25 protein-coding genes are annotated in these 25,101 nt (G+C 56.7%); 12 read left to right on the forward strand and 13 right to left on the reverse strand.

Going from position 1 to position 25,101, the window contains the following annotated elements; translation table 11 throughout:
- Positions 1-52: 52 nt before the first annotated feature.
- Positions 53-1,096 (reverse strand): phytanoyl-CoA dioxygenase family protein, encoded by a 1,044-nt coding sequence (locus AABA21_RS38115; protein ID WP_338258256.1) that lies wholly within the window; start codon positions 1,094-1,096, stop codon positions 53-55.
- Positions 1,097-1,292: 196 nt separating this feature from the next.
- Here AABA21_RS38115 and AABA21_RS38120 point away from each other — a divergent pair, with 196 nt between their 5' ends.
- Positions 1,293-2,126 carry an AraC family transcriptional regulator gene (locus tag AABA21_RS38120; protein ID WP_338258258.1) on the forward strand — a complete coding sequence of 278 codons (834 nt, stop codon included), beginning with the start codon at positions 1,293-1,295 and terminating at the stop codon, positions 2,124-2,126.
- A gap of 146 nt (positions 2,127-2,272) precedes the next feature.
- Here AABA21_RS38120 and AABA21_RS38125 read toward each other — a convergent pair whose 3' ends face one another.
- A complete protein-coding gene (locus AABA21_RS38125) occupies positions 2,273-2,881 on the reverse strand; it encodes a TetR/AcrR family transcriptional regulator (RefSeq protein WP_338258260.1) in 609 nt (202 codons plus the stop codon).
- Positions 2,882-3,045: 164 nt separating this feature from the next.
- Here AABA21_RS38125 and AABA21_RS38130 point away from each other — a divergent pair, with 164 nt between their 5' ends.
- A complete protein-coding gene (locus AABA21_RS38130) occupies positions 3,046-3,627 on the forward strand; it encodes a DNA-3-methyladenine glycosylase I (protein WP_338258262.1) in 582 nt (193 codons plus the stop codon).
- Between the two features lie 158 nt (positions 3,628-3,785).
- Here AABA21_RS38130 and AABA21_RS38135 read toward each other — a convergent pair whose 3' ends face one another.
- The gene (locus AABA21_RS38135) at positions 3,786-4,520 is read right to left on the reverse strand and encodes an RNA-guided endonuclease TnpB family protein (RefSeq protein WP_338258264.1); all 735 of its coding nucleotides are present in this window, start codon (positions 4,518-4,520) and stop codon (positions 3,786-3,788) included.
- Positions 4,513-5,007: a hypothetical protein gene (locus AABA21_RS38140; RefSeq protein ID WP_338258266.1), complete on the reverse strand. Its 495-nt coding sequence runs from the start codon at positions 5,005-5,007 to the stop codon at positions 4,513-4,515. The genes AABA21_RS38135 and AABA21_RS38140 overlap by 8 nt, the downstream gene beginning before the upstream one ends.
- A 594-nt stretch (positions 5,008-5,601) precedes the next feature.
- On the opposite strand from AABA21_RS38140, the gene AABA21_RS38145 reads away from it, so the two are divergent.
- The 3 genes from AABA21_RS38145 (at position 5,602) to AABA21_RS38155 (ending at position 9,023) form a co-directional block, all read left to right on the forward strand.
- Positions 5,602-6,534 (forward strand): carbohydrate ABC transporter permease, encoded by a 933-nt coding sequence (locus tag AABA21_RS38145; RefSeq protein WP_338258267.1) that lies wholly within the window; start codon positions 5,602-5,604, stop codon positions 6,532-6,534.
- Positions 6,535-6,555: 21 nt separating this feature from the next.
- The gene (locus tag AABA21_RS38150) at positions 6,556-7,413 is read left to right on the forward strand and encodes a carbohydrate ABC transporter permease (RefSeq protein WP_338258269.1); all 858 of its coding nucleotides are present in this window, start codon (positions 6,556-6,558) and stop codon (positions 7,411-7,413) included.
- Between the two features lie 269 nt (positions 7,414-7,682).
- Complete coding sequence (locus AABA21_RS38155) at positions 7,683-9,023, forward strand: ABC transporter substrate-binding protein (protein ID WP_338258270.1); 1,341 nt, start codon at positions 7,683-7,685, stop codon at positions 9,021-9,023.
- A gap of 36 nt (positions 9,024-9,059) precedes the next feature.
- Here AABA21_RS38155 and AABA21_RS38160 read toward each other — a convergent pair whose 3' ends face one another.
- The 3 genes from AABA21_RS38160 to AABA21_RS38170 form a co-directional block, all read right to left on the reverse strand.
- Positions 9,060-9,194 (reverse strand): hypothetical protein, encoded by a 135-nt coding sequence (locus tag AABA21_RS38160; protein WP_338258272.1) that lies wholly within the window; start codon positions 9,192-9,194, stop codon positions 9,060-9,062.
- A gap of 63 nt (positions 9,195-9,257) precedes the next feature.
- Positions 9,258-10,121, reverse strand: a complete 864-nt coding sequence (locus tag AABA21_RS38165; protein WP_338258273.1) for an SDR family oxidoreductase — start codon at positions 10,119-10,121, stop codon at positions 9,258-9,260.
- A 154-nt stretch (positions 10,122-10,275) separates the two neighbouring features.
- Positions 10,276-11,103: a MerR family transcriptional regulator gene (locus AABA21_RS38170; protein ID WP_338258275.1), complete on the reverse strand. Its 828-nt coding sequence runs from the start codon at positions 11,101-11,103 to the stop codon at positions 10,276-10,278.
- A gap of 320 nt (positions 11,104-11,423) precedes the next feature.
- On the opposite strand from AABA21_RS38170, the gene AABA21_RS38175 reads away from it, so the two are divergent.
- Both AABA21_RS38175 and AABA21_RS38180 read left to right on the forward strand, forming a co-directional pair.
- Positions 11,424-12,338 (forward strand): LLM class flavin-dependent oxidoreductase, encoded by a 915-nt coding sequence (locus AABA21_RS38175; protein WP_338258277.1) that lies wholly within the window; start codon positions 11,424-11,426, stop codon positions 12,336-12,338.
- A gap of 92 nt (positions 12,339-12,430) precedes the next feature.
- Positions 12,431-13,006, forward strand: coding sequence for a GNAT family N-acetyltransferase (locus AABA21_RS38180; RefSeq protein ID WP_338258279.1), 576 nt, complete (start codon positions 12,431-12,433; stop codon positions 13,004-13,006).
- A gap of 87 nt (positions 13,007-13,093) precedes the next feature.
- On the opposite strand, the gene AABA21_RS38185 is transcribed toward AABA21_RS38180, so the two are convergent.
- Positions 13,094-13,906: an aldo/keto reductase gene (locus tag AABA21_RS38185; protein ID WP_338258280.1), complete on the reverse strand. Its 813-nt coding sequence runs from the start codon at positions 13,904-13,906 to the stop codon at positions 13,094-13,096.
- Positions 13,907-14,185: 279 nt separating this feature from the next.
- Between AABA21_RS38185 and AABA21_RS38190 the strand changes: the two genes are divergently transcribed.
- Complete coding sequence (locus tag AABA21_RS38190) at positions 14,186-14,905, forward strand: MgtC/SapB family protein (protein ID WP_338258281.1); 720 nt, start codon at positions 14,186-14,188, stop codon at positions 14,903-14,905.
- Positions 14,906-14,917: 12 nt separating this feature from the next.
- Here AABA21_RS38190 and AABA21_RS38195 read toward each other — a convergent pair whose 3' ends face one another.
- The gene (locus tag AABA21_RS38195) at positions 14,918-15,409 is read right to left on the reverse strand and encodes an arsinothricin resistance N-acetyltransferase ArsN1 family A (RefSeq protein ID WP_338258282.1); all 492 of its coding nucleotides are present in this window, start codon (positions 15,407-15,409) and stop codon (positions 14,918-14,920) included.
- A gap of 198 nt (positions 15,410-15,607) precedes the next feature.
- Here AABA21_RS38195 and AABA21_RS38200 point away from each other — a divergent pair, with 198 nt between their 5' ends.
- On the forward strand, positions 15,608-15,988 hold the full coding sequence (locus AABA21_RS38200; RefSeq protein ID WP_338258284.1) for a VOC family protein: 381 nt from the start codon (positions 15,608-15,610) through the stop codon (positions 15,986-15,988).
- A 115-nt stretch (positions 15,989-16,103) separates the two neighbouring features.
- On the opposite strand, the gene pgi is transcribed toward AABA21_RS38200, so the two are convergent.
- Positions 16,104-17,735, reverse strand: coding sequence for a glucose-6-phosphate isomerase (gene pgi, locus AABA21_RS38205; RefSeq protein WP_338258286.1), 1,632 nt, complete (start codon positions 17,733-17,735; stop codon positions 16,104-16,106).
- Positions 17,736-18,119: 384 nt separating this feature from the next.
- Between pgi and AABA21_RS38210 the strand changes: the two genes are divergently transcribed.
- On the forward strand, positions 18,120-19,019 hold the full coding sequence (locus AABA21_RS38210; protein WP_338258288.1) for a DUF6807 domain-containing protein: 900 nt from the start codon (positions 18,120-18,122) through the stop codon (positions 19,017-19,019).
- A 247-nt stretch (positions 19,020-19,266) separates the two neighbouring features.
- On the opposite strand, the gene AABA21_RS38215 is transcribed toward AABA21_RS38210, so the two are convergent.
- The 3 genes from AABA21_RS38215 to AABA21_RS38225 form a co-directional block, all read right to left on the reverse strand.
- The gene (locus tag AABA21_RS38215) at positions 19,267-20,028 is read right to left on the reverse strand and encodes a DUF2071 domain-containing protein (protein ID WP_338258290.1); all 762 of its coding nucleotides are present in this window, start codon (positions 20,026-20,028) and stop codon (positions 19,267-19,269) included.
- A 130-nt stretch (positions 20,029-20,158) separates the two neighbouring features.
- Positions 20,159-20,773: an HNH endonuclease gene (locus tag AABA21_RS38220; protein WP_338258291.1), complete on the reverse strand. Its 615-nt coding sequence runs from the start codon at positions 20,771-20,773 to the stop codon at positions 20,159-20,161.
- A gap of 31 nt (positions 20,774-20,804) precedes the next feature.
- Positions 20,805-21,404, reverse strand: coding sequence for a TetR/AcrR family transcriptional regulator (locus AABA21_RS38225; RefSeq protein WP_338258292.1), 600 nt, complete (start codon positions 21,402-21,404; stop codon positions 20,805-20,807).
- A gap of 203 nt (positions 21,405-21,607) precedes the next feature.
- Between AABA21_RS38225 and AABA21_RS38230 the strand changes: the two genes are divergently transcribed.
- Positions 21,608-22,492 (forward strand): NmrA family NAD(P)-binding protein, encoded by an 885-nt coding sequence (locus tag AABA21_RS38230; RefSeq protein ID WP_338258293.1) that lies wholly within the window; start codon positions 21,608-21,610, stop codon positions 22,490-22,492.
- 501 nt (positions 22,493-22,993) lie between these two features.
- A complete protein-coding gene (locus tag AABA21_RS38235) occupies positions 22,994-25,096 on the forward strand; it encodes a glycoside hydrolase family 43 protein (RefSeq protein WP_338258294.1) in 2,103 nt (700 codons plus the stop codon).
- The last annotated feature ends 5 nt before the right edge of the window (positions 25,097-25,101 follow it).

The following is a 25,101-nucleotide window of genomic DNA, read 5'->3' on the forward strand; positions in this document are numbered from 1 at the left end:
TATGGAACGAGCTTCGAGAGGTTTAATCGGACGCGAGGTCCGAACTTATGAATTACGAGGATGTGTGGTCCTCGGGTTCGTCGGGGTGGGCGGTGAGGGTCATGAGGTCGTTGTCCATGTCGCCCATCATTGACATGGGGGCCTGCTGGCGTTTGGGCCTGGACGCGGGCGGCTGGTTGGCGGCGCAGGGCGTACCGAACTTTGGTTGAGCGTAGGGCAGGTGGGTCGTGCCGCGTCCCAGGATGTGCAGGTAGTTGGCCGAATCGCCCTCGTAGGGGGCGCCAGAGTTCCAGGGAACGAATGAGCGCGCGTTGCAGTAGTGGCCGACGAAGGCGCGACGCGAGCGATCCTTGCTGTAATTGGTGTGCGAGCGATGCAGGATGTGGCCACCGAAAAAGACCACGTCGCCGGGATTGACCTCCGCCTTGACCTCTCGGCCGGGATATTTGCGCGCCACGCGGGTCAGGCCATTGGCGTTCTCATCGGTATGGCTGGCGTTATAGATCGGCTCGATATCACTCAGGTCGCGCTGTCCATTTTCCGATTGGCCATCGGAGTCGGGATAGACCGGCTCGTGCTGCGAGCCGACCGTCATCCACAGGCAGCCATTCTCCTCATCGGCGCGATCGAGGGCCAGCCAGGCGCCACACAGTGTATCCGGGAAGGTCGGGATGTAGTAGGAATCCTGGTGATAGCCCTGTCCCTGCTGTCCCGGCTGTTTGAAGAAGAGCATCGACTGCAGGGCCAGCACATCGGGTCCGATCAGTACCTCCAGCACATCGAGGATGCGTGGGTGGAGCAGGAAACGCTCATGAATGGGCAGCACGCGATGCAGCATGTGGACGCGCAGATAGTAGGAGATCTTCTTATCGGGGTCCCAGTCGGCGGGTGGAGGTGTCACGCCCGGGAAATGCTCCTCTCCAGAGAGGATGCGATCCATGTGCGCGTTCATCTCCTGCACATCTTCCAGCGGCACCAGGCCGCGCACGATCAGAAAGCCCTGTTCACGAAATTTCACATAATCTTGCACCCTGATGGGATAATGTTCATAGTGCCTGACCGGTTGATTTGACGGGGTCTGTGAAATGGTCGTCATCTGAAAGCTCCTTTGCTATAGAATGTTTGATGCCTGCCCCGACCAGGACAGGTAGATAGCCCCTCATGTGATAGATATAGCATAAAGGGAAAGAGCCGGAAAATCGATAGCTGAAATGCATAAGAATGTGTCTGAGATTGACTTTAATATGGACAAACACATCATTACACATGATAAGAGGAAGAGGCTGGCGGAGATGCAGCAACGCGAGCAGGATACATCCTACTGGTCCAACGAAGTGGTGGTCGGTGAGGTAGTCTATCCGCCTGGCAGCACGCTGGGTCCGCGTATCCAGCCCACGCTACAGTTTGTCTTTGTGCATGCCGGGCGCATCACTATCCGCATTGATGAGCGCACGCACATCATACCAGCCAACAGCGCCTTCGTGCTCTATCCGGGTCACCGTGAATATTTCGCCTTTGCTGAGGACTGCGAAACGATCCATAGCTGGATTCACATCGCGCCGGCGCTGGTCGAGGCGGGGATGATCAATCGGCTGAGAAAGCAGCCGTGGCCGCTGCCGCTTTCACCGGCCATGCAGCAGCTGATGCAGGATGCGCTGGCGCTGCACATCAGCGCGTTTCCTACCGTCAAGGAGATGCTGAGCGCGCTGGCGCTGCAGATATGCTGGCGCTATATCGGCGAGGGAGAGCAGTTGAGCCTGGGCCATGAGACGGTGCTGGCGCACAGCGCCGTGGGGCAGGCCCAGCAATTTATCTATGAGCACCTGAGCGAGCAATTGACGCTGGCGATCATCGCCGAGGCCGTCGCCATCAGCCCCGCCCACCTGATCCGCTTATTTCAGCAGCACCTGCACACCACGCCCATGGCCTATGTCTGGGAGCAGCGCATCAGCATGGGGATCAAGCTGCTGGAGCAAACCGGCCTCTCGGTGGGTCGGATCGCCGAGCAGTGCGGTTTTCAATCGCGTTACCACTTCTCGCGCCGCATCCGTCAGGCCATCGGCTACACGCCCCTGGAGGTGCGCCACCGCTCCTGGCAGCTTGATCCCTCCGCGCAGGCGGAATAGAAATTGGACGTGAGATCCGAACGTCAGGGCCTCAGCGTGATCGTGCGTGGAGAGGCTAAATCGGACGCGAGGTCTGAACGTCAGGGCCTCAGCGTGATCGTGTGCCGAGGAGAGAAATCGGACGCGAGGTCCTAACTTATGGGCGGTCAGGGGGCGGATGGGGAGAGGAGGGCGCGGACGGCGGTGAGGAATTGGTCGAGGGTGGTGGGGGGATTGCCGAGGAGAGTCTGGAGGGTGTAGCCCTGGATGAGGCTGAGGATGAGGGTGACCAGGGTCTGTGGGGTGACGCCGGGGAAGCGGGTCGGCTCGGCCTCGATCAGGTCACAGGCGAGGGGGAGAAGCATCTGGCGCCAGCGCTCGATGCCGGTCAGCATGCGCTGGCGGATCGCGGTATTGCTGGCACCCAGGGTCCAATAGTCGAAGAGCAGTTCCAGGCGGGCGATCGATGGTGGGTTTTGTTCGATGGAGGAGTCGCGCAGATCCTGCTCGACCAGGGTGAGCAGGCGTTCATTGGGCGCTAAGGTGGTTGGTGCCTGCCAGGTGGCAAAAAGATCGTCCAGCAGCCAATCGAGGAGCGCGACCAGCAGATCATTTTTCGAGTGGAAATAGCGAGAGATCTGGCCGCTGCTTAGATCAGCCTCGGCGGCCACCTGACGCAACGTCAGGCACGTGAGCCGCTCGCGTAGCGCGACCTTGAAGGCGGCCTCTAGAATCTGTTCACGCCGTTGCGTTCCGGCCTCTTTTGTGTCTGGCATACCGTATCCTTTCCTGTCAAGAAATCTTTTGAGCATGCCGCTTGTGCGGCTACTGGCAAGTCGCTATACTTCAACCATACCAGTGCTATAAACGACAGATCTTCGATGAAGTCATGCGCCGAGCCGATCATCTATGAACATCGGTGCAGCGAGAAAGGAAGACGATGATTACAGAGCAGAGAGAAGCTACGCATGGGGAGCGAATCAGGTGTCAATGGGCGAACACGAATGAGCTATTCTTCTCCTATCACGACGATGAGTGGGGTGTCCCCGTACACGATGATCGATTACTGTTTGAGATGCTCAATCTGGAGGGGGCGCAGGCTGGCCTGAGCTGGCTCACCATCCTCAAGAAGCGCGAGAACTATCGCGCGGCGTTCGATAATTTTGATGCGCAAAAAATCGTCCGGTACGACGGGTCTAAAAAGGAGTCCCTGCTGCGGGATGAGGGCATCGTGCGCAATCGCTTGAAAATCAACGCAGTGGTGGAGAACGCGAAGGCGGTGCTGGAGGTGCAGCGTGAGTTCGGCAGCTTTGATCGCTACATCTGGCAGTTTGTAGGTGGCAAGCCGTTGGAGGCCGACAACAGGCAGCAGGCGGTCGCCATCAGTGAGCGTATGAGCAAGGATCTGAAGAAGCGCGGTTTTCGCTTTGTGGGCGCTACCATCTGCTACGCCTTTATGCAGGCGGTGGGTATGGTAAACGACCATACAGATGATTGTTTCCGTGCCGGTATGCTGGCGTGATGGTATAGGGGGACATGGGTGCCCGGGGACGAGGTCGCCTACGGCTCCAAGCCGGGGCGAGCCCGGCACCTACAGATGCGCGCCCGGGCAAGCCTGGCATTTAGGGGATTTAACAAGGATTTTGCTTGCGGTTTATATATTGGTGACGCTCCTGTCCCCTAAAGGGAGACAGGCTTCTTAGCATCGTCCGGGCGGTAACCTGCCTCCGAAGAGACCACGTCTGCAACGTGTGGCTGAGACCCGGACTGACTGAGACAACAGATCTCCTTTTGGGAGACCAGGGGCGCGTCTGCCTTACTACTTCTTGACCTGCATATGGCAGGACGAAGATACGTGAACGAACGAGGAAAGTTTACTTGCTCATCAAAGGTGAGCTTATGCATATTGATCGAACCGACCAAGTCGCGGTGCCCAGAGAACCCGCAGGCTTTGCACGTCCATTGCCTGTTTCTCGGCTTGTGTTTATGCCCACATGCAGGACACTGGCTACTTGTTCCTCGTTCGGAGCCAGTGAAGCACTCGATGTGAGCCTGGTTGGCTTTGTGGGTCAGATAGTCGATATCTTTTCCGTATTCCCACAAGCTCATACGCTGATTGTGGTGACGTCCATGGTTCTTCGTGCGCACCCCGTGAGGGTTGCCAATAAAGAGGGTCCCAACCTTGTGCTCAACGCAGAAGTCGATCACGTTGCGGGTGGCTTGATGCCGTTGGTCACGAATGCGGCGCTCTGCTCGTCGAGATTGCTTGTTTTTTGCCCGTTGCAATTTCTTCCAACGACGGGAGTCTTTGGTACAGCGGGACTGCTTCTTGCTGATGGTGCGCAACGCTTTGGTACGCCCCCGTTTGAGCGAGCGAATACCGCGCCCGGTGACGATGATGGCCTCACTAGCCATTGTTCCACACCAATGTCACCGACCGACTGTGTTCGGGCAGTTCGACGGGCAACACCAACGATTCACGCCCGCGTCCCATCGGCAACGCCACGCGCTTGCCTTCGTTGGACACGGCTTGGGCAGGCCAGGAAACAGGATAGAACTGCTTCAGTTTGTAGGGGTAGCGCATCTTCATCTGCGGATGTGACTGGCGCAATTGCCGAGTGGTCTCGACGTTGGCAAGAAAGGCATGCGTGACCATCTGAACCGACTGGCTATGCAGCGCAAAGCGTCCCTTGGTGGCTTTCTGCAACGCGTCGCGTCCGGGCCACGTGGTCTGCTGCATGCGCGCCTGCAGATGTAATGCCACACACGCATTCCACACCAATGCCGCTTTTTTCTGTGCCGTCCGTAATCGCTGATAGTGCTCCGAAGAGAGGTGCTTCAGTTGATAGATCTTGACGGTGTTCATGTCTACTAGTGTAGCATACTCGAACGAACTTTCCAAGGGGGAAATGAGGGGATCTCCACCTCAATCATCATGCATGTGGTGTGGTTTCCCACCGCTTGGAAGCATCTGCTCATTGGTGAAAGGCACGTTGAAAGGAGTTGGCGACACATGCATTGGCGGAGGGCATCAATCCCTCTTAGGTGGTGCTTTAAGGAGAGAAGCGAGGCTGGTTGGATGCTCCACCCACCCAACCAGCCCAAAAGGAACGGCGCTTTCATCCAGTCCCATGAATGGAGATGGGACTTCCCGCGCCGGATGTTAAATTTGCGCGAATAAAATGAGTCGAGCAGTGTATTATACATGAGATATTTGGTAGATAAATATAGACTGGTTATGGTAAAATGGGCCGGGAAATGGGACAGTATGTTCAACAGCCGGGCAGCGTTTAAAAGATGCTCGGCGCTGGTACGCAGTTAGCAAGCTCGGCGTGTGCCAGTGGTTGGTAGGAGCGCGACCGTTCATGATCATGCCAAAGGTCAGAGGGAGCGCGTCATACACCCATGTGATGGTGCCGATCGTCTTGTGGTCGGTATGCTGTCATGTCACAATATCTCGTCGAGATAATCTTTTCAAACGAATTACAGGATAATAATGATCCAGACAAAGACAGTTCAACACTCGAAATTCTGGCATATAAAGCGCTGGTTTGCCACCGGGCAGGCGTATATTTATCTGTTACCCGCATTTATCGTTCTGGCACTCTTCTCGTATGGTCCGGCGGCTTTCGTCTTTTATATGAGCCTCTTTAAGTGGAGCTTTCTCAACCAGGGGACGCAACCATTTATCGGCCTGGGCAACTTTGACTATCTCTTTCACAGTTCCACCTTCTGGCATGCACTGCAGACCACTATACTCTACGTCGTTATTTCGGTGCCTCTGCAGATGGCGCTGGCCTTATTTCTGGCTCTGTGCCTGATGGCTGGTATCCGGGCCAAAGCCTTCTGGCGCCTGGTTATCTTCTCGCCCTTTATCACGCCCATGGTTGCCACCACCGCCATCTGGTACTGGATGTTTGATCCCTATCATGGTCTCTTTGACGGCATCCTGCGGCTGCTGCACCTGCATCCCATCGACTGGCTGGGAGATCCCCACTGGACCCTGTTCAGCATCATCCTGTACACGATCTGGAAGTCGGCCGGATTCAGCGTGGTGCTCTTCATGGCGGGGTTGGGGAACATTCCGCCGGACCTGCGTGAGGCGGCGCGTGTCGACGGGGCCAACTCCTGGCAGGTCTTGCGCCGGATCACCTGGCCGCTGCTCACGCCGATTACCCTGGTAGTGTTGCTGCTGGGAACGATCGAGGCCTTCAAGATGTTCCAGCCCGCCTTTCTGCTTGTCGGACCCGTGGGTGGCGCGGGCAACGCGGCCAACACGCTGGGTCTCTATCTCTTTTCCGAAGGCTTCTCTACTGATCCCCATGATGGGCGTGGCGCCGCCATCTCCGTCGTCCTGTTTGCCCTGGTGTTCATCATCTCGGTTGTGCAGTTGAGGATATCGCGCAGGGGGGTCGAGACAATTGATTAACAAGAGCAGGGGGGTACAATAATGGCTACCCGACCGGTCGCCCCGAAGCGCAAGGTAACCTATCGCGGCGTACAGCTTTTCTGGCAGTATGTGGTCATTCTGGTGGCCGCGCTGATAGCTTTCTTTCCCATCTACTGGATCCTGATCTCATCGCTGCTGAACGCGCATAGCGCCGCCGATGTCGTGCCGCACTTCTGGCCCGACTGGCAATGGTCGAACTACACGCGGGCCTGGCAGCTTGAGCCCTGGATACAATTCTTTCTCAACAGTATTTTTATCGCCACCTGCACGGCGGTCCTGGCGGTGCTGACCTCGCTGCTGGCGGGCTACGCCTTTGGCACCATGAAATTTCCCGGTCGCAACCTGCTCTTCCTGCTGGTGCTGGGACTGATCATGATTCCTGGCGAGGCCACGCTGATTCCCAGCTATCTGATCGTATCCACGCTGGGATGGATCGACACCTACCAGGCGCAGATTATTCCCTATGCCGTCAGCATCTCGGGTATTTTTCTGATCAGACAATTCTTTCTCTCGCTGCCGCCCTCGCTATGGGAGGCGGCTCAGCTTGATGGTTGCTCACGCTTTGGCTTTCTCTGGCGTGTGGCGGCTCCGCTGGCGCGTCCGGCCATCGCCGTCGTCGCGTTACAGGTCTTTATTGGCAGTTGGAACGCATTTCTCTGGCCCTACCTGGTCACCAGTTCGGATGCGCACCGACCGATCGAAGTAGGCTTGCAGGCATTTATGAGTGGAGAGGGAGGGACCGATCCTACTGGTCTGGCGGCCGCCGCCGCCTTCACCACGCTGCCTGTCCTGCTGGTATTCCTGTTAGCCCAGCGTCAGTTCATCGAAGGTATCTCAGCAGGTAGCACCAAAGGGTAGGGGGTGCTGGGCAAGCCCAGCTTTGGGGGGACGTGAGCGCCCCCGCACGGGCGTCCGCTGTGCGGCCGCATGGATTTTTATCTGCTGATGCATGGGGGCGCATTCGCGCCCCCATGCATCAGCAGATGGATGTCTGTTTGACATGCGAGCGCATGCTCAAGTCCCCGCTATCTCCTTTCTCCTCTCGCGCCCCGCAGGCGGCGCGGAGGAAGAACTTGTTTATTTTTTTTATTTCTTATTGCAAGCATAGGAAAGGATTGGAAAATTCTATGCGTTTAAAATGGTCACATATGACCTTTGTGTTGTTGATTCTGGCTCTGCTGGCCCTTGCGGCCTGTGGTGGGTCGAGCTCGGGCAATAACGGCCAGGGGCAGTCGAACGGCAACGGCGATCCGACCAGTTTTGATGCTTCAAAGCAATACTCGATTAATTTCTGGGAGGCGTTCGCCACCGGAGCCAACAAGACGGTGTTGGAGAGTCTGACCAAGCAGTACACAGACAAGCATCCTAACGTCAAGATCAACCTGCAGGCCTACGATTCGTACACCACCCTGCAGACCAAGCTGAACGCGTCCATCGCCGCCAAGAATCCGCCGGCCATCGCGCAGGTCTACGAGAACTGGGCCATGCAGTACAAGCAGAACGACAACATCGTCTCGCTGCAGCCCTACATCTCGGGCAAGAACGGGCTCAGCTCAAGCGAGATGTCCGACTTCTATCCTTCTCTGCTCAAGGATGGTCAGATAGATGGGCAGCAGTACATGATGCCGTTCAACAAGAGCGACGAGGTCCTGTATTACAACGCCGACATCCTAAAGAAGATGGGCATCGAGCCACCGAAGAGCATGAGCGACCTGGTCGTGGATCTGGCGAAGGTCACCAAGAGCGATGGCTCGCAGTGGGGACTCTCCCTGACCCCTAGCGTCGACGAGTGGTCTATCCTGTACAAAGCCCTGGGTGGCAAAGATTTTGTCTCCAGCGACGGCCAGAAGTCAGCCTTCGCGCAGGGTGGCAATAAGGCTTTCGCGAAAAGCGCCCTGGAGGCGCTGGCCCCGCTGGTCAAAGCCGGCTCCGTCCACGTAACCAAGCAGTATGCCTGGCAGAACGATTTCGCCTCGCAGAAGTCGGTCTTCGCCATCTCGACCGTGGCCAGCTACAGCTTCTTGCAGGCCTCGATCAAGGGCGCCTTTGCCTTCAACGAGGCAGCGATCCCGGCTGGTCCCGCCGGACAGTACACGGTCCTCTACGGCACCAACCTCTCGCTGTTCAAAGGCGTCAGCGACGACACCCGTGCTGTGGCCTGGGATTACCTCAAGTTCCTGATCAGCAAAGATTCGAACACCACCTTTGTGCAGAAGACCGGCTACCTGCCGATTCGCCAGTCGGTGTTCAACAGCGACGCCATGAACACCTACTACAGCAAGTTCCCGGCGCGCAAAGTTGGCTCAGAGCAGATCAACAATGCTTTTGTGGCCTCGTTCCAGCCCGGCTGGCAGAAGTGCCGCGACGAGATCACCAACGACTACACCAGCGTTCTCAGTGGTCAGAGCAGCTCGGATGCGGCCCTGAGCAAGATGGAACAGCAGTGTAACGACGCGCTGGCGCAATAGATTGTGCGCGAGAGCGCATCAAACATATGTGTGTGTTTAACTCTTGTCATCCTGGGGGCACATGATAGCCCCCGCACGGGCGGCCGCATTCGCGGCCGCCCCATTTTTAATTACTGGTGCATCGGTGGGCGCATCCGCGCCCACCGATGCACCAGTAATTATATGGATCATGAGGGCTGCATCCGCGCCCTCGGGGAGGGAGTAAGCCGGGGCGAGTCCGGCACCTACGAAGAGCTACTTATCCATTTGAAGCGTTACCTTCACAACATCCCGTAGCGTCATTGGTGGACGGCCGATAAGACGAGCAAGCGTCGGGTCAACGTGGGCGAACGCGCCTTGCCTGCTGGCGGCAAAATACCCTAGATACATGTTCGCCACCGCCTCAGGACTGCCATTAGCGATCAGGCGAGCACGAAACTCATCGTCTGACACAATGATCCGGCGGATTGGCCGACCTGTCACTTCAGAGACGATCTCTGCAACTCCGGCTAAGTCGAGTGCCTCAGTGCCAGTGAGAGGGGGTGTGATGCCATTCAACTCGCCCTTCGTCAGCGTGATTGCCGCCGCCCTTGCCAGGTCATCGTGGGCTGTCCAGGCAACTGGCCCATCCTCTGGTGCCACCGCCTCACCGGTCTCAATGGCGTTGCCAAGCAGCGGGACGGCAGATGATGCGTAGTAGCCATTGCGTAGTGATATGAAAGCCACCCCTGACTCTCGCAGCGCTTCCTCTGTGGCTGCGTGATCGGGCGCGGGAGCAAAGGGTGATGCCGGGTTTGCTGCCATCTGGCTTGTATAGAGAATCCTTTGAGCGCCGGCCGCTTTGGCCATGTCAATCGCAGTCCGATGCTGGCGAAGAGCCTGTTCCCCTAGACGAGGGGCCGACACAATGAGCACTTGCGATGCCCCCTCGAATGCATGAGCGAGGCTCTCAGCATCGTCAAAGTCTCCCCGACGGACGCGAACCCCTCGTTGCTCAAGGTCGCGTGCCTTCTCAGGATTCTGGACACTCACGCTAATCTGCTCAGTGGGAACGAGTGTGAGCAGGTTTTCTACAATGGCTCGCCCAAGCTGGCCATTGGCTCCTGTAATAATAATCATAATGACCTCCTGTTGTTCATTTGACGTAATATCAATTGGGTTGGATGTCGTTTTTGGGATACATGGGCGCATGGGTAAGGGGTCGCCTTCGGCTCCAAGCCGGGGCGAGCCCGGCACCTACGGGGCGTATGTATCCTCCGTGGGTGGATGACGTTCATGTTGATTTCTCGACCGGAAATTGGACCTCGGTGAGAGCTTCGTCGAGGGTTTCTCCGCGACGCAAACTGATCTTGCGGCGAGGGCCGACGATGGTGTAGGCGTTGTTTTCTATCCAACTGCCCAGGGCTTGATAGGCCGGTAGCACCAGTCCGGGTGGTCCGTGATGGAGCGTAGTGGCCATGTGGGGAACTGCTGGCAATTCGCAGCGTGCCAGCTGTCCCTCACTGCGCGAGATCAGTGTATCGATGTCCTGGTCTGCAAGCGGGGCGACGATCTCCACGAAACCTGTGATCTGCTCATCCTCATTGGTTTCATAAAGGACGAGCAGATGATCGGCGGGCTTGACCCGGTAGCGTTTGAGCATGACATCGAGCAGGTCAACCCAGTGCCCCTGATCGGCCAGGTCCGCCAGCGTCAGGCGCAGCGAGACGCCTGTGATCGGCCTGACCGTTTTGAGTACCACTTCATAATCCGGTAGGGAACTGCCATGTTCAAGGGAGCGCAGGCGCGCCTCGATGCGCACCAACTGCTCCTGCTCGGTCTGGATCTGCTGCTGGAGTTGTGTTTGCCGGATGCGTAGCATCCCCTGTAACGCCTCGGGAGCAAGGTTCTCGCCCAGAACCTCGACGATCTGGGTCAGTCCCAGTCCGAGCTCCTTGAAGGCCTGAATGCGATGCAGGTATGGCAATTGATCTATAGTATAGAACCGATAGCCAGTCTCTGGATCGACATGGATCGGCTTGAGAAGGCCGATCTCGTCGTAGTAGCGCAGGGTGGTCATCGACACCTCGGCCAGCCGGGCGAAATCGCGGATCTTTAACATCTCATCTCTTCCTATTGGGATGTGGAACAGGTAAACATCTGATGTCACAAGCATATAACTTTCGGGTAAGGTGAAGGTCAAGGGGGAGATTATGAGAATTTGTTTTGTTTTTATCCTGTCGGGAAACTTGCGCGCCCCCGCATACGCGGCCGCAATGGTTTTTGGGTTGGTTCGTGCTGTGCGTGTTTGCACACAGCACGAACCAACCCAAAATTGCCTTCTGAGCAATACAGGTTATAAGGCCAAGCGTGTGGGACGGCGGAGGCTGTGATGTGCGATACTGTGGGGAGAAAGGCGTCTTTACATAAAATAAAGGGAGTATGATGGCACGTATTCAGTTTGGGCTGGCATTGCCCAATGGTCCTCGTGACGGAATGGCCCGTGAAGCGTTCATGGAGCAACTCAAGAAGAACCTGGACGTGGTCGATGGGACATTTGACTCGATCTGGTTTATTGATCATGTGCAGTTTAAGGGGAGTCCGTTGCTGGAAGGCTGGACGGCCCTGGCATATATGGCGGCGCTCTATCCATCGTTTGATTTTGGGCACGTGGTGCTGTGTCAGTCGTTCCGCAATCCGGCCCTGCTGGCCAAGATGGCGGCGACCGCGCAGTTTATGAGCGGGGGACGTTTCGTGCTCGGCATCGGCGCGGGCTGGCACGAGGAGGAGTATAACGCCTATGGCTATGACTTCCCCGGAGCGGGTACTCGTGTTGAGGAGCTCGATGAGACCTTGAAGATCGTCAAGGCGCTGTGGACGCAGCCACAGGCCACTTTTAAGGGTAAGCACTACCAGGTGTCCGAGGCTTTTTGTGAGCCGAAGCCAGATCCGGTCCCACCGATTATGGTGGGTGGCGCGCAGCCGCGCATGCTACGGCTCACTGCCCGCCATGCCGACTGGTGGAACGTCTCGCAGGTCGGTATTGAGCGCTATCGGGAGCAGGTCAAGATGAGCGAAGAGGCCTGCGCGGCCGTCGGACGTGATCCGTCCACCCTGCGTCGCACCTGGTTCGGCGGCTGCTATTGCGTCCCCGAAGGGACCGCCGAGGCTGACATCGATACCTCGCTGGCGCGCTCGCCCAATCCTTTTGTTGGCACGCCGACGCAGATCATCGAGCAGATGAAGCCATTTATCGATCTCGGCGTTGACTACTTTATGTTGAAGCCCGAGAGCTTCCCCGATACCACCTCGCTGCGCCTGCTGGCCGAGGAAGTCTTCCCCAAACTCAACGCCTGATGTGAATGGCAGCGAGGTGAGATGCTCCTGGGCATCTCACCTCGCATCCGCAGACCTGAAGAAATCTTCAACCGCACATGGGAGGGGTGCCAATGTCTATCACCGCTTTTACCACCATTGAGACCGGCAGATTGCGTCTGCGACACTTTATGGATGCTGATCTCGCGCCCTTCATGGCCTATCGTAACGATCCCGAAGTCGCCAGATATCAGAGCTGGGAGGGGATCAGCGAGTCCGAGGCGCGTACCTTTGTGCAAGAGCAAATGAAGGCCCAGCCGGGTGCGCCGGGACAATGGTTTCAAATCGCTGTCGAACTCAAGGAGACGGGCGTGCTAGTGGGCGATTGCGCATTGAAGATTGAGGAGCATGATGAGCGCCAGGCCGAAATCGGCTATACGCTTGCCCGTGCCTACCAGGGACAGGGTATCGCCTCGGAGGCCGTCCGGTGTGTGCTGGAGTATGCCTTCGTGACGCTGGGTTTGCACCGGGTGATCGCGATTACCGACTGTGAGAATGCCGCCTCTATCGCATTGCTTGAGCGTCTTGGCCTGCGCCGGGAAGGACATTTTCACCAGAATGTGTGGTTTAAAGGCAAGTGGGGGGATGAGTACCTCTATGCCATGGTACAGGAGGAATGGCTCATCCTTCGTAGGGATTCCTCTGGATGAATGAAAAGAGAGCGTAAAAAAAGCGCTAGGGATAGGTGTACGCGAGATAACATACCTTCTCGCGTACACCTATCTCTATAGGTGATATCAGGAGATGGCCAGGCGGGCCACGAGGTCGCGTTCGGCGGGCCCGAACCAGGGGGGACTACCAGCGGCCGCGTTCTCAATGACGCGTTGGGTCTTTGTGGTGGCCGGGATGGCTACGTGGCAGCGCTCATCGCTGAGGATCCACTTGAGCAGGGCCTGTCCCCAGGTTTTGACGCCGAAGGGGGCCAGCGGTGCCAGTGCCTGGGCCGAGGGTGGCTGACGCATCAGGCTTCCTTCGCCAAAGGGGCGCATCACGATCACACCCAGCCCCAGGTCGGCGGCCAGTGGCAGGATATCTTTTTCCACGTCACGCTGCAGCGGGTTATAGGGGACCTGGATGACCGAGATGCGACCGGTCTTCATGATTTTGCGCAGTTCTTTAAAAGCGGAGGGACTATAGTGGGTCGCCCCGATCGCCCCGATGCGTTTCTGCTCTCGCAAACCCTCCAGCAGGGCCAGATGTTCCAGCCAGTTCTCCAGATTGTGAATTTGATAGACATCGACGAATCCATCGAAAAAGTTCAATGCTCGCTTCACCTGGGTTTGCCCCTCCTCGCGTGTGCGTGCCCACACTTTGGTGGCGATGAGAGCCTGCTCGCGCCGTCCGTGCAGGGCATCGCCGAGCGCCTGCTCGGCCGATCCATACATGGGTGACGAATCAAAGAACGACACCTCTCGCGAGAGGGCCGTATCGACCAGCATACGAGCATTCTTCATGGTTGGCTGCTCGCCTCGTGTATCAAAGGTACGCCAGGTGCCCATACCAATTGTGGGCACACGTATCTGACTGGAACCCAGTATACGATAGTCCATACAACAACGCCTTTCCAGAGCAGCGTGACCGACCAATCGCTGGGCGCCCATCATCGCTGCCACTAAATAGAACAACTCTGTTTCAAAACGTCTGGCCGGGAAGCGCAAAAAAGACCCTCCCACTAGTAGCACGTCTGGCATAGTGGTTTCGGGTTACTATAGAAAGCAAGTACTGTTGGGTGGGTCACGGAATGGAATATAATAAGGTATCTCGTCTGAAAAGGAAGAATAGTTTCATACAAGCCCGGCACAAGGGAGTGAGGGGAGCGCCGACAGATCATGATTAGTTTGCCCGAAATGTTATTGCGTCTCGTTGTATCGATGCTGCTGGGGGGGATTATTGGTTGGGAGCGAGAGTATAGCGAGCATCACGCCGGTGTGCGCACCAGTGCCCTGGTGGCGCTCGGAACAACGCTGTTCACCATCATCTCCGCCTATGGCTTCCACGATCTGCTGAATCTATCACACATCCAGCTCGACCCCTCGCGTGTCGCCTCCTATATCGTAGCGGGCATCGGCTTCCTGGGAGGAGGAGCGATCTACTTCCGGCAGGACCTGCAGAAAGTCAAGGGACTGACCTCGGCCGCCTCGGTCTGGGTAGTGGCCGCCATCGCCATGGCCTGCGGCGTCGGATTCCTGATCGAGGCCACCATCACCACCCTGCTGGTCTTATTTATCCTGATCGGCATGCGTTACGTGGAAGACAGGTTTCTGCCATTCAAGAGCCAGCACCTGCAGGAATTGTATATCCTCTTCATGGATGCCGACGAAGGCGCCCTGCTCGGGAAGATCTATGATACTCTGAGTGCTCTACAGATAGAGATCGTGCGTGTCGACGTCTATAGCCAGAAGAGCGAGCAGGGCACGCAGCACAAACTGGATATCGATTGCCATGTCAAGGACGCGCACACGATGATGCAGGCCATCGACCAATTACGTGCCATCAAAGGGATTCGAGACATCAAATCCTCGACCAGAAAAGGCCTCAGCGTTGATTAGCCCGCTTATTGATCAAGGCAGGATCTTCTCCATGATGATGACGTCGACCCAGCGATCATCGAGCCGTCCCTGCTCATGGTAAACGCCAACGCGCTGAAAGCCATGGTTTTCATATAGCCTTAAGCCCGCTTTGTTATGCGGGAAGGCGGCCAGGACCAATTTATGGTAGCCGATGGATGCGGCCCGCATCTCAAGCGCGCTCAGCAGAGCATCACCGATGCCCCGGCCGCGCTGCCGGCGATCGACGTAGATGGAGAAGTCCGCCACGTAGTCGTAGGCGGGGCGCGGATTGAAGGGGTTGAGTGAGCCCCAGCCAACGACCGTGTCCTCTGTGTCCACGGCGACGAGGACGGGGTGGCGCGGGCCACGAGCCGCCAACCACGCGGCGCGCTCTTCGGGTGTGCGCAACTGTGTCTCCAGCGTCGCCGAGCGATCATCGATCCCCTGATTATAGATTGACGCGATCAACGTCGCATCCTCATGTGTGGCTGCGCGAATCTCCATCTATTCTTTGTTCCCTTCTGTTGATATTACCTTTGGTGGAACGTGCGCCCGGGAACCGGTCGCTTCGCGACAAAGTCGGGGCAAGCCCGGCACCTACGTGGTCTTATTTATTATATACTTGTATGCATTACAAAAATACGTATTTTAAGCATCAGCAGTATGATTTATTTTACCCCTGGAGGGAAGAAGGAGCTGTTCATGATACATAAATTAGAGCATATCGGTTTAAGGGTTAAAGACATGGGTGCATCGATCCGCTTCTATACGGAGGTTCTGGGCATGCACCTGGTTGGCCGGGAGAGGTTGGATGATGGGCTGGAGCTTGTGTTCCTCAACTATCCTGGTAGCGATACTATGCAGATAGAGTTAATTGGTAACGGCAATGATGATGTTCCGGCTCTGGGTAAGGTAGATCACTTCGCTTTCACTGTGAGCGATATCGAAGCGGAGTTGGAGCGGCTGCGCACCCTTGGCGTTCCTCTGATCGATGAATCACCACAAACGATACTGGGTGGTATTAAGATCGCCTTTTTCTACGGCCCCGATGGGGAGCGGTTGGAATTCTTCCAGGCAAAATGAGCAGTGTCCATGCAGGCAAGCTGCCGAAGCGGGTCATGTGTGTTGCATATGACCCGCTTCGACTGAATGAAAAGAGGCAGGGGCCGACGGCGTCCCCTGCCGGCCTGCCGCAAGGCTATTCGGCTTTGCGCAGGTTGCGGTAGCGGCTGATGAGGGTATTGGTGGAACTATCGTGTTTGAGATCTGGTTGCTGCTCGCTCTCCAGCTCGGGGATGATGCGGTTGGCCAGTACCTTGCCGAGCTCGACGCCCCACTGGTCGAACGAGTTGATGTTCCAGACGGTGCCCTGGACGAAGACCTTGTGCTCGTAGAGGGCGACCAGCTTGCCCAGCATTGACGGGGTGAGGCGATCGGCCAGGATGGTGTTAGTGGGATGGTTGCCCTCGAAGGTGCGGTGTGGAACCTGGAAGTCGGCCACTCCGTCGGCCTTCACTTCCTCGGCGGTCTTGCCGAAGGCCAACGCCTCGGTCTGGGCGAAGAAATTGGCCATCAGCAGATCGTGGTGGGGCTTCACCGGGTTGAGCGTCTGGCAGAAGCCGATAAAGTCGCAGGGGATCAGCTTGGTGCCCTGGTGGATCAGCTGGTAGAAGGCGTGCTGGCCGTTGGTACCGGGTTGGCCCCAGATGATCGGACCGGTCTGGTAGTTGACGGTCTTTCCCTCAAGATCGACATGCTTGCCGTCGCTCTCCATGTCCAGCTGCTGCAGGTAGGCGCTGAAGCGCTCAAGGTACTGATCGTATGGTAGGATCGCCACCGTCTCGGCGCCGAAGAAGTTGTTATACCAGATGCCGATCAGCCCCAGCAGGACCGGAAGGTTCTTCTCGAACGGAGTGGTGCGGAAGTGCTCGTCCATGGCATGGAAGCCGGCCAGCATATCATAGAAATTCTCGGGCCCGATGGCGATCATCAGCGAGAGACCGATGGCCGAATCGTAGGAGTAACGACCGCCAACCCAGTCCCAGAAGCCGAACATATTCTCGGTATCGATACCGAACTTCGCCACCTCTTTCTCATTGGTCGAGACGGCCACGAAGTGTTTGGCGATGGCCTTCTCATCGTGTAGCTTCGCCAGCGTCCAATCGCGGGCGCTGCGCGCGTTGGTCAGGGTCTCAAGGGTGGTAAAGGTCTTGGAAGACACGATGAACAGCGTCTCCTCGGGATCCAGGTCGTGCACCGCCTCGGCGAAGTCCGTGCCGTCCACATTGGAGACGAAGCGGCAGGTCAGATTGCGATCACTGTAGTGGCGCAGGGCGTCGTAGGCCATATGGGGACCCAGGTCGGAGCCGCCGATGCCGATGTTAATAATGTTGCGGATGCGCTTGCCGGTGAAGCCCTTCCACTCGCCGCTGCGCACGCGGTTCGAGAAGTTAGACATCTTCTCCAGCACCTGGTGCACCTCGGGGACCACGTTCTGGCCGTCGACGAGGATCGACGAGCCCTTGGGGGCGCGCAAGGCCACGTGCAGCACGGCGCGCTGCTCCGTAACATTGATCTTCTCGCCGCTAAACATAGCGTCGATGCGCTTGCGCAGTCCGACCTCGTCGGCCAGCTTCAACAGCAGTTGGATCGTCTCATCGGTAACACGATTCTTTGAGTAATCAAAATAGATATTTTCCGCCTCGGCCGAAAAGCGCTCGCCGCGCTGAGGATCGTCGGCGAAGAGTGAGCGCAGGTGAAGGTCGCGAACCTTTTGAAAATGTGCTTCTAAGGCCCTCCATGAGGGTAGTTGTGTCAATGTAGCTGACATCTGTTCATCTCCTCTATAACAAAGTTCCTGGTCTCATTGATTGTTTCTTCATAAGTGACCCTTGTGAGTATATCACTCTTTAACACGATGACGCGCGCGCCAGGGCTACACTCCGATGGATTTGATTGCTGATGCTCCAGGGAGGTGAGCGCCCTCGCACGGGCAGCCGCTACGCGGCCACATATTTATATATATTGGTGCACGCGAAGCGCATTGAGCCTCGCGTGCACCAATATATATAAAACCATGTTGAAGGCATGGAGGGCATGCGGCAATATATAAAACCATGTTGATGTTGTTGGATGGCTGATCGGTATGAGGTACAATAGAAAACGTTATCTTCTCGAATTGATGTGAAAGGCCGAAAAGGAAGGATAGGATGCTATGAAGACAAAGCTGGTGCATACGCTGCATGATAATGTTGAATTGCAGTATGAGGGGCGCTCTTTATTTACGTATGTCTATGAGCCTTCGTTTCCGACATTCGAGTCGCCCAGACCCTATTTTCATTCGTTGAGGACGCTGGCTGGCAACGAGCTATGTATTGTACGCCCCTATGATCACCGGTGGCACGTCGGGCTTTCGCTGACCAGCGCCCACCTCTCGGGGGAGAACTTCTGGGGTGGACGTACGTATGTGCGCGACAAGGGCTATCAGCCACTTGATAATAATGGGCGCATGCAGCACCGGGCGTGGCAAGAGCTGGCCAGCCGGGACTGCGTCAGCTGTGTCGAGCAGCTGCAGTGGACGACGCAGGCAGGGGCGGACTGGATCGAGGAGGAGCGGCATCTGGTGGTCAACGAGATCAATGTCGAAGAGGGCTATTGGAGTCTTGATTTCTCGTCGCGGCTGCTCAACATCTCGGGTCAGGATCTAAAGTTCGGCTCACCAACGACCGAAGGCCGGGAGAACGCAGGCTACGGCGGCCTGTTCTGGCGTGGTCCCCGCTCATTTTTGGACGGGAGGATTTTTGGTCCCGATGGACTGGAGGGTCCCGACTGCATGGGCAAGCGGGCGCCGTGGTTGGCCTTCACCGGCTGGCACGATACGAGCTGCGAGCAATCGACCATCATCTTCATTGATCAGCCGCAGAATCCGCGTTATCCCAACCAATGGTTTGTGCGCAACAACTTCTATCCTGGCATCAGCTGCGCCTTCATGTTCGACGAATACTACACGCTGGCAGCGGGCAGCCTCTTGGATCTCAGCTATCGCGTCGTGATGGTCAACGGCGCGTGGACGAGGGAACGGGTAGATGCGTATGTGAACAATGCGCAGTCATAAGCATCGATGGATAAAGGCGCCCCTCAGGGTAATACATTCAGCATAACACGCTGGCGCCCCTTTGAAGGGGGAGATGGTATCGCTGGTGGAACGTGCGCGTCCGGGCACGGGGCCGCTTCGCAGCAATCGGTCGCAAGGGCCGAACCTACGATCTTCGTTCCCAATGCCATTATAATGCCGTTATATTGAATGTATTGGCTCCAAAGGGCGCCCGCTATGTTTTTTTTGCTGGTTGTCGTATGCATGTCTATATCAGAGCTGAGGTGTTTTGAATTGGGCTTTCTTTCTCTGTTGAGAAAGGTTTTCCTACATGCCACTCATGGGGGATTGCCCGCATCAAGAGGGCGCAATCGAGCTCGGCTGTACCTTCTGGGAAGCGTGTCGGATCGTCAAAGAAACTGGATTGGGCTTCTATCACCTGCAGAGGTTCAACCTCCCAATACTTGCAGTGTAATGCCAGGTTATCGAGGGTTCCCGGCTTGTTGGTGACCGAATAGCCATGCAGACCATGCTCGAAAAACGCAGAAGCCTCCTCCAGGGAGGCGAAAATAGAGTTGTCAGGCAAGCGTGACGCGCTCTGAGCCTGGACAGCTACCCTGGTTTCCCCATCGTCGCTCAGCATACGAACGGAGAAATTCTCATCATCTTCCTTCACTTGAAATGTCGCATGATAATGGAGACCAGGGAACAGTCTGCCACCAATCAAGGTAACGACCTGGGATGCCGTATCTCTTCTAGGGATATAGACACCTTCCCGATAATTCCCGTCTTCTTCCCACTCGACGGCGATGCGGTGTGCTGCATTCTCTGATGCCAAACCAACCTGGGCTGGCAGCCCACGTGGACGGAGTTGTTTAAGGCGAATGAGACAGATACCCGCTATCCCCATGCCATGGAGGCGTTTAGGTCGAAACGGGGCGGGCAGCAGCTTCTGTAGATATGCTGGATCGACGCGGTAATTGATAAGGAGGCGGCGATCAATGATCCCTTGAAGCGTTGGTATTTGCATGTAGCTCCTCACTTTCACCTATAAGAGCATCAAAAATGCGATAAAGGTTTTTCTCTTATTCTCTGTATCAGATTATAGCGGCTATAGAGACGATAAAGTCAACCGCTATAAATGAGGTTGATGGGGCACGTTAAGGCATGGGGCGTTGATCGACCTCTCTTTGCCAGGTGGGATTGGATTTGATCGTGGCGGCATTCTGGTTGGCGTAACGCTTGGCGTCCGCTCGTACATGCAGGTTGTACGATTCCCAGTCGTCGAGGTGGCCGATGAGCAGGTGGTGGGTGCGGCCCCTGGTTTCGCAGAGGGTGACCAGGTTGCGCGGATCAAGTTCGAGCTCAGGATAGAGATGGAATGGTTTAATGTGGTGAACCTGCAGTCCTTTTCCCCGGTGGCCACAGACCACGCAGGCAGGTTCGCGGCTGAGATGCTCATGCGCGACCTGGGGCCATTCGGGGCTGCGGGCTCTGCCATATTTATTAGCGACCCTGGCACCAGCGTCCTTTTGCCAGGATGGGACGCGTCCATTTCCTCTGGGAGTGCTTTGCTTTTTCTTGCCGGTTGGAGGACGTTTGCGCCTGGGAGCGTAGCCGCGCGGCGAGCGATGTCTGCGTGTGCGCCGAGGGCTCGTTCTAAGATGCCTGAGCGCAAGTATCAAAACGAGAAGCACAACGACGACTAACGCCGCTGCTGCCAGTGGATTGCTTATATAAATGTGTATAAGTGGATTGTTTAAATGAGTGTTCATATTCATTTTTCTCCGCTATGGGCAAAAATAGTCAAAGTGTAACGGTGGTAACAGGCGACAGGCCAGCAATAACGATGGCCAAAACGTAGTGGGCCATGGTGTCTCTTGTGATTGCCCGGTCTCCCCGGCTCCACTGTATCGCCGGTCCGAAGATGGCCCAACTGATGACCTGCGCCGTGGTTTCTACTTCTTCCTGACAGACGGGCACCGACGACGGAACCTGGTTTAGCCAGCTCAGGAGGACCTCCTGGAGCTCTTGCTGCAACGCGACCTCGAAGAACGGCACAAACTGCCTATCGGCTGGCTTGAGATGATAATGCCAGAGGGCAAGAAAATCGAACACGGCGAAAATAAGCAGGCGCAAGGTGCTCCTCTGCAAGGTGGAAGTGGCGGGAAGCTGACTCTCCAATGCGTGGTGAAACTTTTCGCGCATCCAGATCTCTAAGAGGGCATATTTGTCTTCAAAGTGTGCATAAAAGGTAGCCCGATTGACCGTTGCACGTTCTGCGATATCTTGCACTGAGATAGAGTGAATGTTGCGTCGTTCTTCAAGTAACGAAATGAATGCTTGCAGCAACAACTGACGGGTCCGTTTCACCCGTGGATCGTTCTTATTCGCCGGCGTGGTCATCTTGCCTCCTTACCTGAGTAAGGTTCTTATCACACCTCTCCTCTGAAAACCAACAGTTGCCTTCTCGTGTTGTCTAAACAACGATCCAGCCTGTTTGCTGATTGTTTCCAGCCCAGAGACAACGTACTATTTCTACTGTGTAGTATACACGAAAGTGTTGGGTAAGCAACACTGTTGCCTATTCTCTCCTGGAGGTGGTTTTTATGATTGTCATTACGACTCCTACTGGCCTGATTGGCCATCAAGTTCTTAACAACCTGCTCAATAGCGACGAACCGATCCGTGTGATTGTGCGTGATCCTTCCCGCCTGTCCCCACGCGAGCGTAAGCGCGTTGAAGTTGTGCAGGGATCGCATGGGGATCTCGCTGTGGTCACCAAGGCGTTCACGGGCGCAGACAGCGTGTTCTGGCTTGTCCCCCCGGACCCCCGTGCCGAGAGTGTCGAGGCCGCGTATGTGAGTTTCAGCCGACCGGCGTGCGAGGCTTTCAAGACCCAGGGGGTCCAGCGGGTGGTCGGCGTCTCGGCCTTCGGCCGTGGATCAGCCGTATCCGGGAAAGCTGGCAATGTTACTGCATCGCTGGCGATGGATGACCTGATCGCAAGCACGGGGGTCAGCTATCGTGCTCTGGCGCTGCCCCCTTTCATGGATAATCTGTTCCGTCAGGTCGAGTCGATCAAAAACCAGGGCATGTTCTTCGACATGATATCCGGGGATCTCAAGCAGCCAACCTGCGCCACGCGCGACATCGCCACTGTTGCCGCCAGGTTGCTGCTCGATCACACCTGGAGCGGAGTCGCAAGTTGCCCGGTGCTCGGCCCCGAGGACCTCTCCTATAACGACATGGCGCGGATCATGTCCGAGGTGCTGGGCAGGCCTGTGCGCTACCAGCAGATCTCCGATGAGGCTTTGAAGGCTACGCTGACTAGATATGGGAGGTCCGAGGCTATGGTGCAGGCCCTGGTCGATATGATGGCGGCCTACGATCAGGGACTCGCCACCGCTGAACTGCGTACCCCTGAGTCCACTACGCCTACTAGCTTTCGTCAGTGGTGTGAAGAAGTGCTCAAGCCAGCAGTGGTGGCCTGAATTTTCCATCCTACGCGGTACTTTGGGGATCGTGTGTGGTACGTTGGCGTGGAGGTACCACGTGGGGCGAGATGTTTTCCATGGGAAGCCGAACCGGCTGGGCACGTGGCCCGCAAGTCGGGGCAAGCCCGACACCTACGCGCTCGCGGGCCGGTCGACCGTTGAAGGTCGACCCTACATGGGCGTTCCTTTTTTTAAGGAGCGTTCCGTGTTTTTGGGGGCGTTTTGTGTTTTTTGTTGCCTTCTCTTTTGGCCAAAGGATGAATTGTATTCTGTGGTAATGGGTGCATTGACCGTATTGCAACATGAATGGTATACTTATTGAGATACAACGTTGTAAATTTCATGTTCTTTTTCTCTCGCAGGTAAAAATGGATGTGTAGCCTGGGCATTTGAGGCCAGCGTTGTAGCCTTGACAGGCAACGTTTTTCTTTTGGCCATGATGACATGATGTCAGGTTAACGACAGCATTGGTGTGTGTCGTATCAAGGAGGACGGTCAATGAAGAGATTCGCGTGTGTATCCATATTTGTGTTTCTTATAGCTTTAGTGATGGGCACCGTAATGATGGGGGTGGGGCAGGTGCAGCGGGCGCGGGCGGCGGGGGTGAGCCTGACAAATCCGTTGTTGACGGGGCCGGTTGATCCGTATGTGATCTATGTGAATGGGTACTATTATTATACGGGGACGACGGCGGTCAATATTCAGATCTGGCGCTCGGCGACGATCGCGGGTCTGGCCTCGGCGAAGCCGGTGACGGTATGGACGCCTACAGCGGGGACGCCGAATTGTTGTGATGTGTGGGCGCCTGAGCTGCACTACATCAACAGTACCTGGTATATTTACTACACGGCCGATGGCGGCTCGGATAGCAGTCATCGCATGTTTGTGCTGCAGGCCAACAGCAATGATCCGCTGGGGAGCTATAGCGAGGCCAACACCGGGAATCCGCATGGGCAGCTGTCGGAGTCGAGCAACCTGTGGACGATCGATCCCGACGTGTTCCAGGATGGCAGCGGGAAGCTCTACGCGGTCTGGTCGGGCTGGCCCACGGGGAGTGGAGGGGTGCAGAATATCTACATTGCCTCTATGAGCGATCCGCTGCACATCAGCAGCAATCGCGTGCAGATCTCCGCCCCCACGCAATCGTGGGAGACGCATGGCTTTGGCGTCAATGAGGGTCCGGTCGGTTTTACCCATGGTGGCAAGACCTTCATTACCTACTCGGCCAGCTTCTGTGGCACCCCCAACTACGCCGTCGGCTTGCTGACGGATAACAGCACTGATGGCACCAGCTATCTCAGCGCGGGCAACTGGAGCAAGACCGGCCCTATCCTGGAGCAGCACGATAGCATCAAGGGTCCCGCCTCGTTTGTGCCGGTGCAATCGGAGGACGGGACGGAGACCTGGTTCCTGTACCATACCACGCCGGGAGGATGCGACGGTACGCGCACGGTGCAGGCCCAGAAGATGTATTGGGACTCTGATGGCTCGCCGCTGCTCGGCTATCCGATGGACGCCACTGTTCCGCTGACGCCGCCCTCGGGTGAGAACGGCGCGTTCGGCTGGGGTCCAGCGGCCTCCGGAGACGCGGTGGTGGGTTCGTGGTCGAACAACAGCGTGACGAGCGCGAACAGTACCTCGCTGGGATCTGGCTGGCACCAAATCTTTCGTGGCGATGCCACTCTGCTTGACTACACGGTGCAGGTTGACGCGCAGGGCGTGTCCACCGGCAGTTCCGCGTATCCCAAATATGGCATGTACGCCGTCTACCAGGATAGCAACAACTACGTACAGGGCTGGCTCGATACGAAATACAACGTATTCGCCACCTATGCCGTGGTTGGCGGGGTCGCCCAGAGCTGGCAGAACACCAACCTCCCGTCTGGGTTTGATCCCACGCAATACCACACCATCAAGGTCAGCAAGGCCGACAACGTCTTCACCTTCTATCTAGATGGCGCGCAGATGCAGCAGCGTACCTTCAACATTCGGCGAGGGCAGGTCGGGCTGGTGACCGAGGACCGGACCGCCAACTATCGCAATTTCTCGGTGGCCGACAACAGCCAGGGTTGGCGTGACTCCTTCGGTGATAGCGCGGAGGGGGATACGACCGATGGGCTTAAGACAGGCAACTGGTCCATCCAGGGTCCCGGCGCGGCCAACGGCAGCAGCCTGGGCGCCGGCTGGGAGCAGATCTTCCGTGGCAATCCCAACTATGAGAACTACACGGTGCAGGCGGACGCGCAGTGGGTGCAGACCGGTACCACCTCGTCCTATCCCAAGTACGGCATCTACGCCGCCTACGTGGACCACAACAACTACGTGGTCGCTTTCCTCGATCGTCAATACGGGGTCTATGCCACCTATGCCGTTGTAGGGGGGAGCGCTCAGGGCTGGCAGAACGCCAATTTGCCCTCGGGATTTAATCCCACGCAGTTTCACACCATCAAGGTTACCAAGGCCGGCAACACCTTCACCTTCTACCTGGATGGCGCGCAGATGCAGCAACGCTCATTCTCGCTGCTCGATGGCCAGCCGGGTCTCGTCACCGAGGACACGGCCGCTAATTACCGCAACTTCTCGGTAACGGGCGTTAACTGATGTGA

The organism is Dictyobacter halimunensis (genome assembly GCF_036245075.1).

Bases quoted from the DNA above. Each gene is read 5' to 3' on its own strand.
- AABA21_RS38190 (WP_338258281.1), top strand. From the start codon at position 14,186: ATGATTAGTTTGCCCGAAATGTTATTGCGTCTCGTTGTATCGATGCTG.
- AABA21_RS38125 (WP_338258260.1), bottom strand. From the start codon at position 2,881: ATGCCAGACACAAAAGAGGCCGGAACGCAACGGCGTGAACAGATTCTA.
- AABA21_RS38130 (WP_338258262.1), top strand. From the start codon at position 3,046: ATGATTACAGAGCAGAGAGAAGCTACGCATGGGGAGCGAATCAGGTGT.
- AABA21_RS38195 (WP_338258282.1), bottom strand. From the start codon at position 15,409: ATGGAGATTCGCGCAGCCACACATGAGGATGCGACGTTGATCGCGTCA.
- AABA21_RS38215 (WP_338258290.1), bottom strand. From the start codon at position 20,028: ATGCAAATACCAACGCTTCAAGGGATCATTGATCGCCGCCTCCTTATC.
- AABA21_RS38135 (WP_338258264.1), bottom strand. From the start codon at position 4,520: ATGGCTAGTGAGGCCATCATCGTCACCGGGCGCGGTATTCGCTCGCTC.
- AABA21_RS38120 (WP_338258258.1), top strand. From the start codon at position 1,293: ATGCAGCAACGCGAGCAGGATACATCCTACTGGTCCAACGAAGTGGTG.
- AABA21_RS38230 (WP_338258293.1), top strand. From the start codon at position 21,608: ATGATTGTCATTACGACTCCTACTGGCCTGATTGGCCATCAAGTTCTT.
- AABA21_RS38165 (WP_338258273.1), bottom strand. From the start codon at position 10,121: ATGATTATTATTACAGGAGCCAATGGCCAGCTTGGGCGAGCCATTGTA.
- AABA21_RS38225 (WP_338258292.1), bottom strand. From the start codon at position 21,404: ATGACCACGCCGGCGAATAAGAACGATCCACGGGTGAAACGGACCCGT.
- AABA21_RS38200 (WP_338258284.1), top strand. From the start codon at position 15,608: ATGATACATAAATTAGAGCATATCGGTTTAAGGGTTAAAGACATGGGT.
- AABA21_RS38155 (WP_338258270.1), top strand. From the start codon at position 7,683: ATGCGTTTAAAATGGTCACATATGACCTTTGTGTTGTTGATTCTGGCT.
- AABA21_RS38180 (WP_338258279.1), top strand. From the start codon at position 12,431: ATGTCTATCACCGCTTTTACCACCATTGAGACCGGCAGATTGCGTCTG.
- AABA21_RS38175 (WP_338258277.1), top strand. From the start codon at position 11,424: ATGATGGCACGTATTCAGTTTGGGCTGGCATTGCCCAATGGTCCTCGT.
- AABA21_RS38150 (WP_338258269.1), top strand. From the start codon at position 6,556: ATGGCTACCCGACCGGTCGCCCCGAAGCGCAAGGTAACCTATCGCGGC.
- pgi (WP_338258286.1), bottom strand. From the start codon at position 17,735: ATGTCAGCTACATTGACACAACTACCCTCATGGAGGGCCTTAGAAGCA.
- AABA21_RS38235 (WP_338258294.1), top strand. From the start codon at position 22,994: ATGAAGAGATTCGCGTGTGTATCCATATTTGTGTTTCTTATAGCTTTA.
- AABA21_RS38220 (WP_338258291.1), bottom strand. From the start codon at position 20,773: ATGAACACTCATTTAAACAATCCACTTATACACATTTATATAAGCAAT.
- AABA21_RS38210 (WP_338258288.1), top strand. From the start codon at position 18,120: ATGAAGACAAAGCTGGTGCATACGCTGCATGATAATGTTGAATTGCAG.
- AABA21_RS38170 (WP_338258275.1), bottom strand. From the start codon at position 11,103: ATGTTAAAGATCCGCGATTTCGCCCGGCTGGCCGAGGTGTCGATGACC.
- AABA21_RS38160 (WP_338258272.1), bottom strand. From the start codon at position 9,194: ATGATCCATATAATTACTGGTGCATCGGTGGGCGCGGATGCGCCCACC.
- AABA21_RS38145 (WP_338258267.1), top strand. From the start codon at position 5,602: ATGATCCAGACAAAGACAGTTCAACACTCGAAATTCTGGCATATAAAG.
- AABA21_RS38115 (WP_338258256.1), bottom strand. From the start codon at position 1,096: ATGACGACCATTTCACAGACCCCGTCAAATCAACCGGTCAGGCACTAT.
- AABA21_RS38185 (WP_338258280.1), bottom strand. From the start codon at position 13,906: ATGGACTATCGTATACTGGGTTCCAGTCAGATACGTGTGCCCACAATT.